The sequence below is a fragment of the Cyanobium sp. BA5m-21 genome, from assembly GCF_024346235.1.
Taxonomy (GTDB): Bacteria; Cyanobacteriota; Cyanobacteriia; order PCC-6307; family Cyanobiaceae; genus Cyanobium_A; species Cyanobium_A usitatum.
In genome coordinates this window covers 20,592-33,748 of sequence record NZ_JAGQCO010000027.1, presented here as the reverse complement: position 1 = coordinate 33,748, position 13,157 = coordinate 20,592, and the positions used below count along the sequence as shown (strand labels likewise).

The 13,157-nt window shown below is 61.5% G+C and carries 12 protein-coding genes; 5 read left to right on the top strand and 7 right to left on the bottom strand.

Annotated elements, in window-relative coordinates; all coding sequences use genetic code 11:
* Positions 1–127 precede the first annotated feature (127 nt).
* The 5 genes from KBY72_RS09420 to KBY72_RS09400 form a co-directional block, all read right to left on the bottom strand.
* Entirely contained in the window at positions 128–937 is an 810-nt protein-coding gene (locus KBY72_RS09420) for an inositol monophosphatase family protein (protein WP_254932325.1), read from the bottom strand.
* Complete coding sequence (locus tag KBY72_RS09415; protein WP_254993458.1) at positions 934–2,229, bottom strand: BCD family MFS transporter; 1,296 nt, start codon at positions 2,227–2,229, stop codon at positions 934–936. Before KBY72_RS09415 ends, KBY72_RS09420 begins: the two co-directional genes overlap by 4 nt.
* Before the next feature lie 127 nt (positions 2,230–2,356).
* Positions 2,357–3,931 (bottom strand): TolC family protein, encoded by a 1,575-nt coding sequence (locus KBY72_RS09410; RefSeq protein ID WP_254932327.1) that lies wholly within the window; start codon positions 3,929–3,931, stop codon positions 2,357–2,359.
* 135 nt (positions 3,932–4,066) lie between these two features.
* The gene (locus tag KBY72_RS09405; protein ID WP_254932328.1) at positions 4,067–5,485 is read right to left on the bottom strand and encodes a TIGR03279 family radical SAM protein; all 1,419 of its coding nucleotides are present in this window, start codon (positions 5,483–5,485) and stop codon (positions 4,067–4,069) included.
* A gap of 22 nt (positions 5,486–5,507) precedes the next feature.
* Entirely contained in the window at positions 5,508–6,371 is an 864-nt protein-coding gene (locus KBY72_RS09400) for an undecaprenyl-diphosphate phosphatase (protein ID WP_254993456.1), read from the bottom strand.
* Between the two features lie 99 nt (positions 6,372–6,470).
* Here KBY72_RS09400 and KBY72_RS09395 point away from each other — a divergent pair, with 99 nt between their 5' ends.
* From KBY72_RS09395 to nadB, 3 genes are all read left to right on the top strand, one after another.
* The gene (locus tag KBY72_RS09395) at positions 6,471–7,202 is read left to right on the top strand and encodes a DUF3120 domain-containing protein (protein WP_254993455.1); all 732 of its coding nucleotides are present in this window, start codon (positions 6,471–6,473) and stop codon (positions 7,200–7,202) included.
* A 111-nt stretch (positions 7,203–7,313) separates the two neighbouring features.
* Positions 7,314–7,691 carry a photosystem II complex extrinsic protein PsbU gene (gene psbU, locus KBY72_RS09390; protein WP_254941806.1) on the top strand — a complete coding sequence of 126 codons (378 nt, stop codon included), beginning with the start codon at positions 7,314–7,316 and terminating at the stop codon, positions 7,689–7,691.
* An 86-nt stretch (positions 7,692–7,777) separates the two neighbouring features.
* Entirely contained in the window at positions 7,778–9,433 is a 1,656-nt protein-coding gene (nadB, locus tag KBY72_RS09385) for an L-aspartate oxidase (protein WP_254960847.1), read from the top strand.
* Here the strand turns inward: nadB and KBY72_RS09380 are convergent.
* Positions 9,412–10,338 carry a vitamin K epoxide reductase family protein gene (locus KBY72_RS09380; protein WP_254960846.1) on the bottom strand — a complete coding sequence of 309 codons (927 nt, stop codon included), beginning with the start codon at positions 10,336–10,338 and terminating at the stop codon, positions 9,412–9,414. The genes nadB and KBY72_RS09380 overlap by 22 nt on opposite strands.
* 100 nt (positions 10,339–10,438) lie before the next feature.
* Between KBY72_RS09380 and rimO the strand changes: the two genes are divergently transcribed.
* The gene (rimO, locus tag KBY72_RS09375; protein ID WP_254960845.1) at positions 10,439–11,839 is read left to right on the top strand and encodes a 30S ribosomal protein S12 methylthiotransferase RimO; all 1,401 of its coding nucleotides are present in this window, start codon (positions 10,439–10,441) and stop codon (positions 11,837–11,839) included.
* Positions 11,836–13,059, top strand: coding sequence for an MFS transporter (locus KBY72_RS09370; RefSeq protein WP_254993453.1), 1,224 nt, complete (start codon positions 11,836–11,838; stop codon positions 13,057–13,059). The genes rimO and KBY72_RS09370 overlap by 4 nt, the downstream gene beginning before the upstream one ends.
* On the opposite strand, the gene KBY72_RS09365 is transcribed toward KBY72_RS09370, so the two are convergent.
* Complete coding sequence (locus KBY72_RS09365) at positions 13,046–13,138, bottom strand: cytochrome b6-f complex subunit 6 (protein WP_106633090.1); 93 nt, start codon at positions 13,136–13,138, stop codon at positions 13,046–13,048. The genes KBY72_RS09370 and KBY72_RS09365 overlap by 14 nt on opposite strands.
* Positions 13,139–13,157 lie beyond the last annotated feature (19 nt).

The following is a 13,157-nucleotide window of genomic DNA, read 5'->3' as shown; positions in this document are numbered from 1 at the left end:
CAGCGACTCAGAAAACTTACAACACCGTCGGCTCTCGCCTTCTTCGTCGTAAGCCTGCTCGCTTCGGGATCTTCCCCCTTGCGCGCAGTCCAAAAACATATCACCTCCAACGCCCTTCTGGCAAGGATCAGCCCACCAGCGCATCGGCCCAGGGCATGAAGCGGGCCAAGGTTTCCGGCCGATCGGCCGCCAGCACAGGGAAATCGGCTGCAGACAGATCGGAACCAGCATCGATCGATTCCGGTGATCGCACCAGCCAACGAATCGGGCAGTCCAACTCGCTGAGCACCAACCACGCTGCTGCCAGATCCCAGATTTTGGGAGTGGCCTCAAGTGCTGAGATCGTTTGCCCCATCGCCACACTGACAAGATTGAGGCTTGCCACCCCAAGCAAACGGATTTTCCCAGGGAAGCGTTGATTGGGCAGCTTTTGCAGCACTCCTATCGAACGGCTACACAAGGAAGCGCAGCCAGCAGGGTGGCTCTGCCCGGAGGGAGCCAGCAGGAGGCGACCATTGCGCCAGGCACCCTGACCGCGTATCGCCACGATCCGCTGCCGAAGTGGTGGCACATCCAGCACGGCAAGCACCGGACGCCCAGCCTCAAAACGCGCTATGGAAATGGCCCAGTAGGGAATCCCAGCCGCAAAATTAGTGGTGCCATCCAGGGGATCAACCACCCAATAAGCAGAGGTCTTAGGCACTGTTTTGTCGCCTTCCTCGCTCAGCACCCCTTCACCGGGAAACAGGCGAGCCAATCCTTCAACCAGGGTCGCATCACTCCAGCGATCACAGGCCGTGATCAGGCTGCCGTCTGATTTGAGATCGGAGGCCATATGACCGAAATCGGCCCGCTGCCGGTCAGCCACAAGATCAATCAGCTCAACCAGGCCTGGATTGAGATCTGGGGGGTAAAGCACTGAGGGTTCTTGGTTCATCCGAGCTCTAGGGCCAGCACCTTGCTGAGGCTGCGACCCGTATCCTCCCTGAATTGGCGCAGGTTGACGCGCCTCAGCAACACCAGGGCACCAAAAGCAACCAGCACCTCCACGCTTAAAACCATGGCGTAGGGGAAATAAACAGACGGGGCAAGCTCGAAAGCCTGCTGGAGAGAACGAGCTAGATCAAGCAGTCCACCACCGAGCATTTTCCCTAAGGCCCTTGATAAGGCCTGGGCCAGACCCCAGACCCCTACAAAGGTGCCAGCAGCCTCCGGCAAGGTGAGATCAAGCATCAGCACTAGGGCGCTGTTGGTCCCTATGCCCGCCGCCAAGCCAAACAGGAGCATGACCACCTGCAGCACCGGCACACGGGGCTCCAAACCAGCTAGTGCCAAACACACCAGGCTGACCAAAATCAGCTGGCAACCCAGTCGCGCCGTTGCCAACTTGCCGAGCCTGGGCACGATCCACAGCCCAGCAAGCAGCAAGCCCGTCAAAGTTCCCATACCCCAAATGGCGTTCAGGGATGCCGTGGCTGCAATCGGCATGCCAAACACGTCTGCTGCGTAGCTCTCAAGAATGGGGTCCTGTAGAAACAAGCCGAGGGTGAACAGCACAAGAAAGGAGAAAAAAACCAGGACCTGACGGCTTGAGCTGACAAGTGCCCAGGCCTGGGCGAGGGTGATGGAATCCTCCCGGCGCTGCCCGCCCGCAGGCAAGTCAAGTTGCTTGTTGCTGGGTTCGAGCCCAACGGTGGCAACAACCGTGAGCACAAGCACCACTGCGGCCACCCGGCCCATGAAGCCAAGCAATACAGGCTCCAAAAGGGCAGGATCGGTGATGCCATCAAGACTGCGCAAGCTCAGATTGATCGAGATTGCCCCAATCACAATGCCCACAGTGAGCAGACACCAAATCAAGCCCACCGCCCGGGGCCGCTCAGCCTCGCTGGTGCGATCAATTACGAGGGCGAGATAGGGGGTGGTGGCGAGGGAAATCGCCAGACCATAAAGAGCAAACAGCCCGCAAAGCGCCGTGATTCCCAATGCCAGCTCAGGCTGGGAAGCAGCTTCAAGCAAGCGACCCACATGAAAGATCAGGGGAACGGACAGCACCGCCAAGCCACAAAACAGGGCAGTACCCAGCCATATATATGGAAGCCGGTGACGCCCCGCCCAGGGATGGGCATCTGAAATTTGGCCGAACAACACCCTGGAGGGAGCAACAAACTGTTCAAATGCCAGCGCGCCACCAACCAGTAGGCCGGGGAACTCAAGCTCGCTGAGCATGACCCTATTGAGCAGGCCCGCGAAGATGACGGCCAGGCAGCCCAAACAACCCTGGAACAAACCCAATCGCAGGGTGTTGGGCAGCCCAAATGAAGGCTGTGGATCAACAGATGACGCCACCACGGCGTCAGACGGCTCCCTGGGCAGCGGCCTGGCAGGCAGGGATCAGGGGCGTGGGTTCGACGGGAAGATCTGAAGCGCCGGCAGGCTTGACTGCCGGTAGGGACTGGGGCGTGCAACCAGCCACTTGATCTAGGCCAGTTCGGCGACGAAGTTCGGCAAGACGCTTGTTGTAGTCAGTGATTGAACCGGAATAGCGCACCTCTGCCTGAGTGAGATCTCGCTGGTTGTCCACCACCTCTCGCTGGGTTGTCACACCAGCCTGGAAGCGCAGACGAGCTAGCCGCAAGGATTCGCGCGCCGAAATCACCTCCCTAGAGGTAGTCACAATGTTGCGGTTGTTTTTCTCGAGTTCATAGAAACTTGTTTCAACCTCCTGGCGAATGCCATCTCGTCGCTGGGCGAAGCGAAAAGTATTTTCTTGGGCAAGCTGCTTATTTTGCCGTGATTGGGCCGCAGCTGCTCCGCCATCAAAGAGGCGCCAGCTCAGGTTGAGGCCAATAGCAGTGTTGTATTCCGTTCCATCGCCTGCGGGGTCGTTTAGAACTTGAGGATCTTGGCCGTCAAAAACGCTGCCTGAAAACGCAGCAAATATGTTTAGGAAGGGCTGAACAGCACCCAATGCTGCATTTGCCTGGCTGTTAGCGATTGAGATATCCAGCAAAGCCTGATCCAGCTCTTCACGGAATGTATAAGCCGCAACAATGCTTTCCTGCAACGAGGGCTGCCAAATGCCAAAGACCCTTGCCGGATCCTTAGCGGTTGGGGTTACATTTTGGGGTAAATCCAAAAGAGCTGCCAAGGTGCGGCGAGCGATTGCTTGGGCAGCGAGAGAGTTGGTCAAGAGCTGCTGATCACGGGAAAGCTGGGTTTCAGCTTCAAGCACCTCTAGCTTTGTAGCCACACCAGCCTGAAATCTTGCCTTGGAGTCTCTCAAGCTAACTAAAGAAGCGCGTACGGACTCCTGACCAATACGGACTTGGTCGTCAGACTGCTGGAGATCAAAATATGAAGAAGCTGCCTGCAATCGCAGATCCCGTAGAGCAATGACGTATTGGAACTTGGCCTTTTCAAATTGATCACGCGCCGCTGCTATAGTAGGCACCCGCTGAGGATTGATTAGTGACCACTGGGCCGTGATGGCAGCTCCTAAATCCCAACGATTAATGACCTGGGTCTGCTTAACACCGTTAAACACCGTGTTGCTCTGCTCACCGGTGTTATAAACGGGTAGTGAATTTGCCTCCAAGTTGAGGCTGGGATACCACTGAGAAATTTGGGCTCGAAGATTGCTCTGAGCCTGATCTACCTGGCTAGCAATCGCCTTGAGATTGGGGTTATTGACCTCGGCAAGATTTTCTACTTCAACTAAACCAAGGGGGCGCAACTCGGTTATTCGCACTTGCTCTGGCTTAACCGGCAGCGCCAAGGAGGCGGGTGCGGGCAGATTCTCAAGCCCAGGAGCCAGCTTGGTGGCTGCCGGAGTCACGAGGGTTGGGTTTAGGCGTGGCCGATAGCCCCGCAACTTGGTAGTGGAGTCGCCACGCAGGGCTTCAGGTGCCAGTGGCAACGGTGGAGGCATGGGCAAAGTCAAATCCGCCTGGGAAGCAGCAGTCGCTGGCTTGTCCTGAGCTTGGGCTGCAAAGGCCAGAAAAGGGGGACCCAGCAGGCAAAGCAGAGCTAAGCGGGAAGTGAAATTGAGCACGTAAACATCAGCCTAATCCCGAACATTGTAAGGAGTTAATGGAAACCTGCCTAAACATGAGGCCACAAGGTCGTCTGCACCCTTCAGCAGCTGCACAGGCACCGGCAGCTGGGCCTCGACCTCAGCCAGGCTGAGGTCGTCGAGGAATACCGGTTCGCCCTGGCGCAGCATTACCGCTGGCAGCAGCAAGGCCTCGCCCAAATCCAAGCCAGCCAAGCCGGTAAGCAGATCAGAACCGGTCAGCAGGCCCGTAACCACCTGCTCCTGACCCCAGTAAGGGCTGGGCAAGCCATGCAAAATCAGGTCAAGCCCCTCAACCGCATTGAGCCTGGCTACCACGGGCTCGAGAGCTTCGGCCACCAGCTGGCCCACCACCCAGCTCAGCCGCCGCGGCCTGGCCAGGGCCTTGGGCAGCTTCCGGGTAGCGAGCTCAAGCGCCTCGATAAAGGCGCGAATGCTGCCGACGCCGTTTTCCTGCTGGGGTAGGTCCTCGTAATCTGCCCGGGGGGGAAGCGGCAGCCCCGCCATCAAATACCACTCATCGGACAACCAAACGAAACGACTGCCCAGATCTCGCTGAAAGCCCTGCTGCAAGGGCTCCACCAAGGCGATTACCTGGCGGGCAGACTGGCGATCTACGGGTACGAGGGCATCCCCATCGGGACGAAAACGGGTAAGCCCCACGGGCACCACTGCCACGGAGAGCACCGCGGGCCAATCGCCAGCGCCAAATTGGGCCAAATCCTGCAAGGTGCGCAGTAGGGCCGGGCCATCGTTGATACCAGGGCACACCACCACCTGGGCGTGGATCTGCAAATCGCGCTGGGCGAACCAGCCAAGCTGATCCAGCAGCAGAGCGGCCCGAGGATTGACTAGCAAACGGCTACGCAGCTCAGGCTCGGTGGCATGGACGGAAACGAACAAGGGCGAAAGCCGCTGTTCCTCTATCCGCTGCCAATCAGCGGCGGTGAGGTTGGTGAGTGTTAGGTAGGAGCCGTAAAGAAAACTGAGCCGGTAATCATCATCTTTGAGGTAGAGACTGCTGCGGCGACCCGGTGGCTGCTGGTCGATGAAGCAGAACGGACAGGCGTTGTTGCACTGCTTGAGGCCATCGAACAAAGCTTCAGTGAATCCCAGGCCCAAGCCCTCATCGAGATCCTTCTCCAACTCAACCGTATGCAGGGATCCGTCTGGATCTTCAACTTCCAAGGTGAGCTCTTCCTCTCCCACCAACATCTGAACATCGATCAGATCCCGTGGACGCTTGCCATTGATGCTGAGCAGGCGATCGCCCGGCTGAAAGCCCAACTCCTCAGCGATCGAACCAGGCTCCACCGAGGCAACCACGGCAGGGGCCGGCAAGCGCACCGCCCCTGGAGAGCTGCTATCGAGAGCAGCTAGGGCAATCCCCGCAGAGGGCTCATTCCACACGACGTTAGGGGCTGCTAGGGATTCAGGCTCCCATCCTGGCGCCAAGCCAAATCAATATGCCTACCCCGAAGACCAGGCGATAGGCGACAAATACCCAGGTGCTGTTCGTTTGCAGAAAGCGCAGCAACCAGGCGATCGCCAACCAGGACACCATCGCAGCGGCAACGATTCCCACAAGCAAGGGCACGGCGCCGCCACCAGTTGGAGCACTGAATGCCTCCTTGAGGGACACCAGCCCCGCCAGGGTGATTGCCGGAATGCCCAACAAAAAGGAGAAGCGGGCGGCGGCCGGGCGCTGCCAGCTGTCAAACAAAGCGGCAGTGAGGGTGCTCCCCGAGCGGGAAACGCCTGGCACCAGAGCCAGGGACTGAGCCAGGCCGACCCAGACGCCATCACGGGGCTGCACATCAACCAGCTCGCGGCGACGGCTACCCACCAGCTCAGCCAGAGCCAGCAACAGGGCCATCACGATCGACACGACCGCGATCGAGGCCATGCTGCGCAGCGGCGAGTTGTCGTAATCGGGCACCCAAAGCTTCAAAGCCAAACCAGCAAAAACAATCGGCAGAGTGCCCAGGGCAATGGCGACACCCATGCGAGCGGAGGGGTCGCCCCACTGACCGTGACGGCAGGCCCGGCCCACACCCCTGATCACTTCAGCCAGGTCTGAGCGGAAATAAGCCAACACCGCCGCGATGCTGCCCAGCTGAATCACCGCCGTGACCGCCACCCCCGGGTCACCCCAGCCGAGCAAGACCGGCACCACCTTGAGGTGGGCGGTGCTGCTGATCGGCAAAAACTCCGTCAGCCCCTGCAAAACCCCCAACACCAGGGATCGAAAGCAGGCTTCCCAGAAACCGATCACCGCAACGGGCAGGTTCGGCATGGCAGCGGACAACATCGTGGGCAAAACGAGCTGCAACGACCCTATGGCGCGGCTCCCCGCTTGAACCCTTAAGGTTGCGCATCTTTCTTCACAATTTTGGTGGTCGGGGCCCCTCCCAGCGCAATAGCCCCGGCAGGCCTTCCGGCCATCCCTTCGCTGCGTGCGTTGCTGCAGGCGTGCCGCAACCCTGGGCTGAGCCTGATCAGCGGGGTTTTGGTCACCCTGCCAGTTTTCCTTCAGGCCCCATGGGTGCGGCTTGCACCTTTTAGTGCGGCTCTGTTCACGGTGCCCCTCCTTGGCCTAGCGCTAGCCCTGAGTCAGCACCCCAATCCCCGAGTCAGTCGAGCCGGGGAATTGCTAGTTGGTTTCTGCGGCAGCTGGTTGGCAGGCAGCCTGTTTTGGGGGTGGTGCCGGCTCCATCCGGTGTGGCACCTGCCCATCGAGGCCTTTGCCCTGCCTCTAGCACTGACTGGACTGCAGAGCCGCTGGAAACTTGCCTGCGGTTTCTATTTAGGGTCCCTGCTTGGTACGGCAGCCACTGATGCAGCCATAGCCGGCACCTGGCTGATGCCCTCCTGGCCCCAGATCCTCAATGCGAGCAGCACCGAAGCACCCCTGCTCCTGCAAGCTGCAGCCCAGCAGGTGCTAGCACCCCAAAGCCTGGTGTTGGTTGTGCTGTGCGCTGCGGTGCTTGTTCAAGCCTGCCGCTGGCTCTGGGGTTTGGGCGAGGTGGGACGCGTAACAAGCGCAGCCTTGGCCACAACCCTGGCGGTAGATGCCCTTTTCCTGCTGGCCTCTCTTGGGGCACCGAGCCTGAGCGGCCTGATCTGAAGAACTGCAAATCCTGGAGGGTTACAGGTAAAAATTCCGGCATGGCTCTGTAACATTGGACTCCCGGTGACCGATGTCGCCTCCCTTCCCGTAGTTCAACGGAGTGTCGTGATGAAACGGCTGGTTGCCTGGCTGATTAGTGGGGTCGTGCTGGCCGGCCTCTTGATCACGTTGCTGATTCCACCGCCGGCTTACGCAGCCGATCGTCGCAACCAAGCCGACGACAAAATCGCCGAGCGAGCCGGCAAGGTGGACCTAAACAACTGTTCTGTGCGCCGCTTCCAGGATTACCCAGGCATGTATCCGACCCTGGCCGGCAAAATCGTCCTGGGAGGCCCCTACGCCAGCGTTGACGATGTGCTGAACATCGATCTGACCGATCGCCAAAAGGAACTGTTCAACAAGTACAAGGACAACTTCACCGTCACTGATGCAGTCATCGCCCTGAACGAAGGCGACGACCGCATCAACGATGGCCAGTACCGCTGAGGCTTAAAATTCGATTCTCTTGAAAGCCGTCGGGGCCTTCCGGCGGCTTTTTTAGTGCCGACCTTTGTCGGATGTCTTGAGCCGCCATGGCAGAGCAGTCCTGGGATGTGGTGGTAGTTGGCAGTGGAGCAGCCGGGCTCATGGCCTGCCTGGAGCTGCCCAGCCATCTGCACGTGCTGTTGCTAAGCAAGGACAGTGATCCCAGCAGCACGCCACGATCCGCCAGCCGCTGGGCCCAGGGAGGTATAGCCGCAGTAACAAGGCCCAACGACAGCTTCCAGAGCCACATCGACGACACCCTGGTGGCAGGGGCTGGACTGTGCGATCTGGCGGCCGTGGAGCGACTGGTGCATGACGCTCCAGCTTGCGTAGAGCGCCTGCTGGAGCTGGGCATGGCCTTCGACCGCGACGGCAAAAATCTGAGCACAACCCTGGAAGCCGCCCACAGCCACCGGAGGGTTCTGCATGCCCAGGACCGCACCGGCGGCGCCCTGGTGGAAGCCCTGGAACGGGAGGTTCTGCTTCGGCCCCGGCTAGTACAGCGCAAGGGCGTTGTGGCCTGGCAACTCTGGTTGGAGCAGGGCCGCTGTGTGGGCCTGGCGGTGCTCGAGGAGAACCGCCTCCACTGGCTTACCGCCCGGGCTGTGGTGCTGGCCACAGGTGGTGGAGGCCACCTTTTCGCCCACACCACCAACCCCAGCCTGGCGAGCGGCGACGGGGTAGTGATGGCCTGGCAAGCCGGCGCAAAACTGCGCGATCTGGAGTTTGTGCAGTTTCATCCCACCGCCCTCATGCTGCCGGGTGCACCCCACTTCCTGATATCGGAGGCGGTGCGCGGCGAAGGCGCACGCCTGGTGGAAGAGTCGGGAGCCAGCCCGGTGGCGCAGCTGCCGGGAGCAGATCTCGCCCCAAGGGATGCGGTGAGTCGCGCCCTGGCCAGAAGGATGCAGGCCCTAGACGTAGACCATCTGTGGCTGGATTTGCGGCCTGTGGGACTGCCGCGCCTGGAGCGCCAGTTCCCCACGATCTTGGGGCGTTGCCGTGAACTCGGGCTGGAACCCACCCGGGAGGCGATCCCGGTGGCCCCGGCCGCCCACTACTGGATGGGCGGCATTTGGACCGATCTACAAGCCGCCACCAGCGTGCCTGGCCTGTATGCCGTAGGCGAAGTGGCCTGCACGGGCGTGCACGGGGCCAACCGGCTAGCCAGCAACTCCCTGATGGAGTGCCTGGTGTTTGCCCGCCAGCTACGCACAATCGAGCTGGCGCCGGGCAGGCCAACCGCGGCCGCCCCAGAGGAGCCAATCACCACGACCCAGCTGCCCTTGCCCCCAAAAGAGCGCCTGGAGGCCCAGATCAGCGCCTTGCGGGATCTTTGCTGGCAGGTGGCGGGTGTGGAGCGCAATGGCTACTCCCTGGGGCCTGCCCTACAGCAACTGCGTGGCCAGCGCCGGCAGCTCGAAGCAAGCCAAGCCTGGCGGCAGCTACAAATCGTGGAGCCGGGCCAGAGCGTCCAATTCGAGCCGGCGGCGGTGCCCGCACTGCGGCGGCTGCAGGAACTGCAGCAACGGCTGGTGCTGACCGAGCTGCTAATCGAAGCTGCCCTGTTCCGCACCGAGAGCCGGGGCGGACACCACCGCACAGATTCGCCCCATGCCCAGCCTTTTTGGCAGCGCCACACCGATCAACAGCTGCACAGGCCCCCCAGCACCGCTGCTGTTCAGGGCACTGGGCCGGCGTAACCGGATAGCCGGGCGAGATCAGCTAGGGACTTAACCCCTGAATCGAGCTTGCCGTTGATCTCCCAGGTGGGGAAGCCCTCAATTTTCTTGGTGTCGCACAGTGACTTCTGGCTGTTTTGGCCATCGGCAGCGCACTCAACCAGGCCCAACTTGGCGCTGGCTTCCTTGCCGAACAGCTCCTTCTGCTCATGGCAATGGGGGCACCAGTAGGCCGTGTACATCACCGCGCCGGTGCGACTGAGATGCTCTGCCAGGGCAATCGCTTCTGGACTACTGATGGCCACAACTAGGGGGGGGACCCCAGCCCCCCGCACCGCTGCGGGGCGATCCACAGAAGCCGCCCAGCCCAGGCCCACCATGCCCACCAACAAGGCCACGATCACGGCCCTGAACACCAGCTGGCCGCGGTCTTCCCACTCCCCACCAACGAGGCTGATCACTAACAGACTCAGGCTGAGAGTCGCTGAGAGCACGCAGAAGAAACAGAAGGCCTGAATCTTGAGAACCATCACCCCCATCAACAACAGGCTGAAAACAGCCATGCCCGTGCTCAGCAGCAATAGGGCCCACCAACTGCGCTGGGCAAGGGCCGCTCTCGAGTCGCCGCGCAGCACCAGCGGCAGCACAGCAAGCAACAAAACCGCCCCGTAGGCAAGCCAGCCAAATAAAGACAGGGGCTGGCCAAAGATGCTGCCCCAGGCGCTGTTCAGCACCTTGTCGCAGCCCTCTGCTCCGCCAGGGCAACTCAGCGGACCCAGCAGACCCCAACGCTTCAGGGTGATGGCGCCGGTATCGATGGCGCCGATGGTGGCCAACACAGCCATTGCTACCCGCGCCCAGCGGCGGGCCGGATCACTACGGCGCCGGCTGGAGCTAAGGCGCTGGCTGAGGCGGGTTGAGGTCACGGGTCGTAGCCCAGGCAGGCCTGATTGTGGCAGGCGCAACCCAGGGTTTCAGGGTGCCGTCAGAGTGCAACGTAGGGTGAATCTCTGCCCTGGAAAAACTGTGACCCAGGAAACCCACGCTCCTGCAGCCAAGCCCACCGTGGCATTTGCCCACTTGGGCTGCGAAAAAAACCGCGTGGACACCGAGCACATGCTGGGTCTGCTAGCCGAGGCCGGCTACGGCGTCAGTGCCGATGAAAGCGACGCCACTTTGGTGGTTGTGAACACCTGCAGCTTCATCCAGGAAGCACGAGAGGAGTCGGTGCGCACCCTGGTGGAGCTAGCCGAACAGGGCAAGGAACTCATCATCGCGGGCTGCCTGGCCCAGCACTTCCAGGAGGAGCTGCTCGAAAGCCTCCCCGAAGCCAAGGCGATCGTGGGTACCGGCGACTACCAGCACATCGTCAGCGTGCTGGAGCGGGTGGAGGCTGGCGAGCGGGTCAATCAGGTGAGCGCCAACCCCACCTTCGTGGGCGACGAGCACCTGCCCCGCTACCGCACCACCAGCGAGGCCGTGGCTTACCTGAAGGTGGCCGAGGGCTGCGACTACCGCTGTGCTTTCTGCATCATTCCCCACCTGCGCGGCAATCAGCGCTCTCGCCCGATCGAGAGCATCGTGGCTGAAGCGAAGCAGCTAGCGACTCAGGGGGTGAAGGAGTTGGTGTTGATCAGCCAAATCACCACCAATTACGGCCTCGATCTAGCCGGCAAGCCCCAGCTGGCGGAGCTGCTGCGGGCCCTTGGGGAGGTGGAAATCCCCTGGATCCGCGTTCACTACGCCTACCCCACCGGACTCACCGAGGCAGTGCTTACGGCCTACCGCGAGGTGGCCAACGTGTTGCCCTATCTGGATCTGCCTTTGCAACACAGCCACCCCGAGGTGCTGCGGGCAATGAACCGCCCCTGGCAAGCGGATGTAACCGGCGGCGTGCTGCGGCGGATCCGCGAACAGCTGCCCGAGTCGGTGCTGCGCACCACCTTCATCGTGGGCTTTCCTGGCGAGACCGAAGAGCACTTCCAGCACCTGCTCGATTTCGTGACCGAGCAGCAGTTCGACCACGTGGGCGTGTTCACCTTTTCACCGGAGGAGGGCACCCCCGCCGCCGACCTGCCGGATCAAGTGCCAGCCGAGGTGGCAGCAGCGCGCAAGGATCGCCTGATGGCCCTACAGCAGCCGATCGCCGCCGCCCGCAACGCCGCTTGGGTAGGCAGGATCGTGGATGTGCTGATCGAGCAGGAGAACCCCAGCAGCGGTGAGATGCTCGGCCGCTGCACCCGCTTCGCCCCCGAGGTTGATGGCGAAGTGCGGGTGCATCCAGGCGAGGGCGGACTTTGCGCAGCACCAGGCACCATGGTGCCGGTGCGCATCACTGCTGCCGACACCTACGACCTCATCGGCGAGGTAGTAGGCGCCAAGGCGATGGTGGCGGAGGCCGTTGACGTCCGCCGCCTGGGCGCTTGAACTGGCGGGCGCATCAATGCACCACCTTTCTGGTTGCCTCAGGACTGAGCACAGCTGGATCCTTCGCAGGCCTCACGGCTAAGGGCTGGATCCTGATGGATGGCAGCGGCAATGCCCTAGTACTGGCCCTCCATTTCGCGGTGCTGGCCCTACCTGCCCTGGTGGTAAGTGGGCCAGCAGGGGTTGCAACCGACAAGCTGGGCTGCGAAGCCGTGCTGATCCGCTCCCAGTGGGGACTTTTCGCAGCAGGCATCCTGGGAGCCGTTGCCATACCCCTGAGCAATGGCGACCTGCAGGTTGTCCTGTTGCTACTGAGCACCCTGCTGGTAGGCATCGCCAGTTCCTACGAACTCACGGCCCGCAACAAATATTGCGCCCTACTGGTGGAGGATCACCAGCAACTGGCTCCGTACCTCACCAGCTTTTCGGTGGTTTTCAACGTGGGCAAGCTGGTGGGGCCTCCCATAGGGGGCTGGCTGCTGGCCTGGACCGGCGCGGGCACGGCCCTCGCGATCGATGCCGCCACTTACTTGATCCCCATCGCCTCAGTGCTGTGGCTGCTCCACCCCAATAGGGGACTGGAGCAGCGCAGCATGGCTGGCGCCAGCAGTGGGCTCAGAGCCGCCTGGCGCGGCAGTGGTCCAGTGCTGCGGCATGTGCTGATCTACACGGCACTGGCTTGTTTACTGGGCTTTTTCCACCCAGGCCTAGCCCCGTTGATGGCCCGGGATTTGCTGGGCCCCTCCCCCCAGGCCCTTGGCCTATTCACCAGTGTGTTGGCGGCAGGAAGCATCAGCGGCGGCCTGGTACTTCAGCGTCACAGTCGCTGGTTGAGCCAGCGGCCCGGCCTGCTGCTTGGAAGCTGCACCCTGATCACCGCAGCAGCCCAACTGGCCATGGCCGCTTTCAGCAGCCCAGAAACGCTGGGAATAGGTCTGGCGGCTACCTTCGCCCTCGGGGCTGGCACAGCCAGTCTGCTGGCAGGGGTCAATTTGATCAGCCAGGTGGGTTCGTCAATGGCCATCCGGGGGCGCATGGCCGGGTTGGGCCAGATTGCCTTCCTAGGTGGGGGCGGCCTCAGTGGTCTATTGGCAGCTGCCATGAGCCTGACGCTCGGGTTGCAGGGAACCTTTGCCGTGCTTGGGGCGGCTGGCTTCGTCTTGGGCCTACAGGAGCTGATCAGCCGCAGGGGCCTGAGACTCAAACTCAGATCAGTTTGATGCCGCGCAGCACGATCGATGCGGCAATGGCAACGGCAAGCCCACCACCAAACAAACCCAGGTAAATCGCAGCAGCCATGGCAGGCCATCATTGAAGG

Coding starts and splice junctions, on each gene's coding strand:
- KBY72_RS09410 (WP_254932327.1), bottom strand. CDS start 3,931: ATGCCTCCACCGTTGCCACTGGCACCTGAAGCCCTGCGTGGCGACTCC.
- KBY72_RS09420 (WP_254932325.1), bottom strand. CDS start 937: ATGAACCAAGAACCCTCAGTGCTTTACCCCCCAGATCTCAATCCAGGC.
- psbU (WP_254941806.1), top strand. CDS start 7,314: ATGAAACGGCTGGTTGCCTGGCTGATTAGTGGGGTCGTGCTGGCCGGC.
- KBY72_RS09400 (WP_254993456.1), bottom strand. CDS start 6,371: ATGCCGAACCTGCCCGTTGCGGTGATCGGTTTCTGGGAAGCCTGCTTT.
- KBY72_RS09415 (WP_254993458.1), bottom strand. CDS start 2,229: ATGCTCAGCGAGCTTGAGTTCCCCGGCCTACTGGTTGGTGGCGCGCTG.
- nadB (WP_254960847.1), top strand. CDS start 7,778: ATGGCAGAGCAGTCCTGGGATGTGGTGGTAGTTGGCAGTGGAGCAGCC.
- KBY72_RS09365 (WP_106633090.1), bottom strand. CDS start 13,138: ATGGCTGCTGCGATTTACCTGGGTTTGTTTGGTGGTGGGCTTGCCGTT.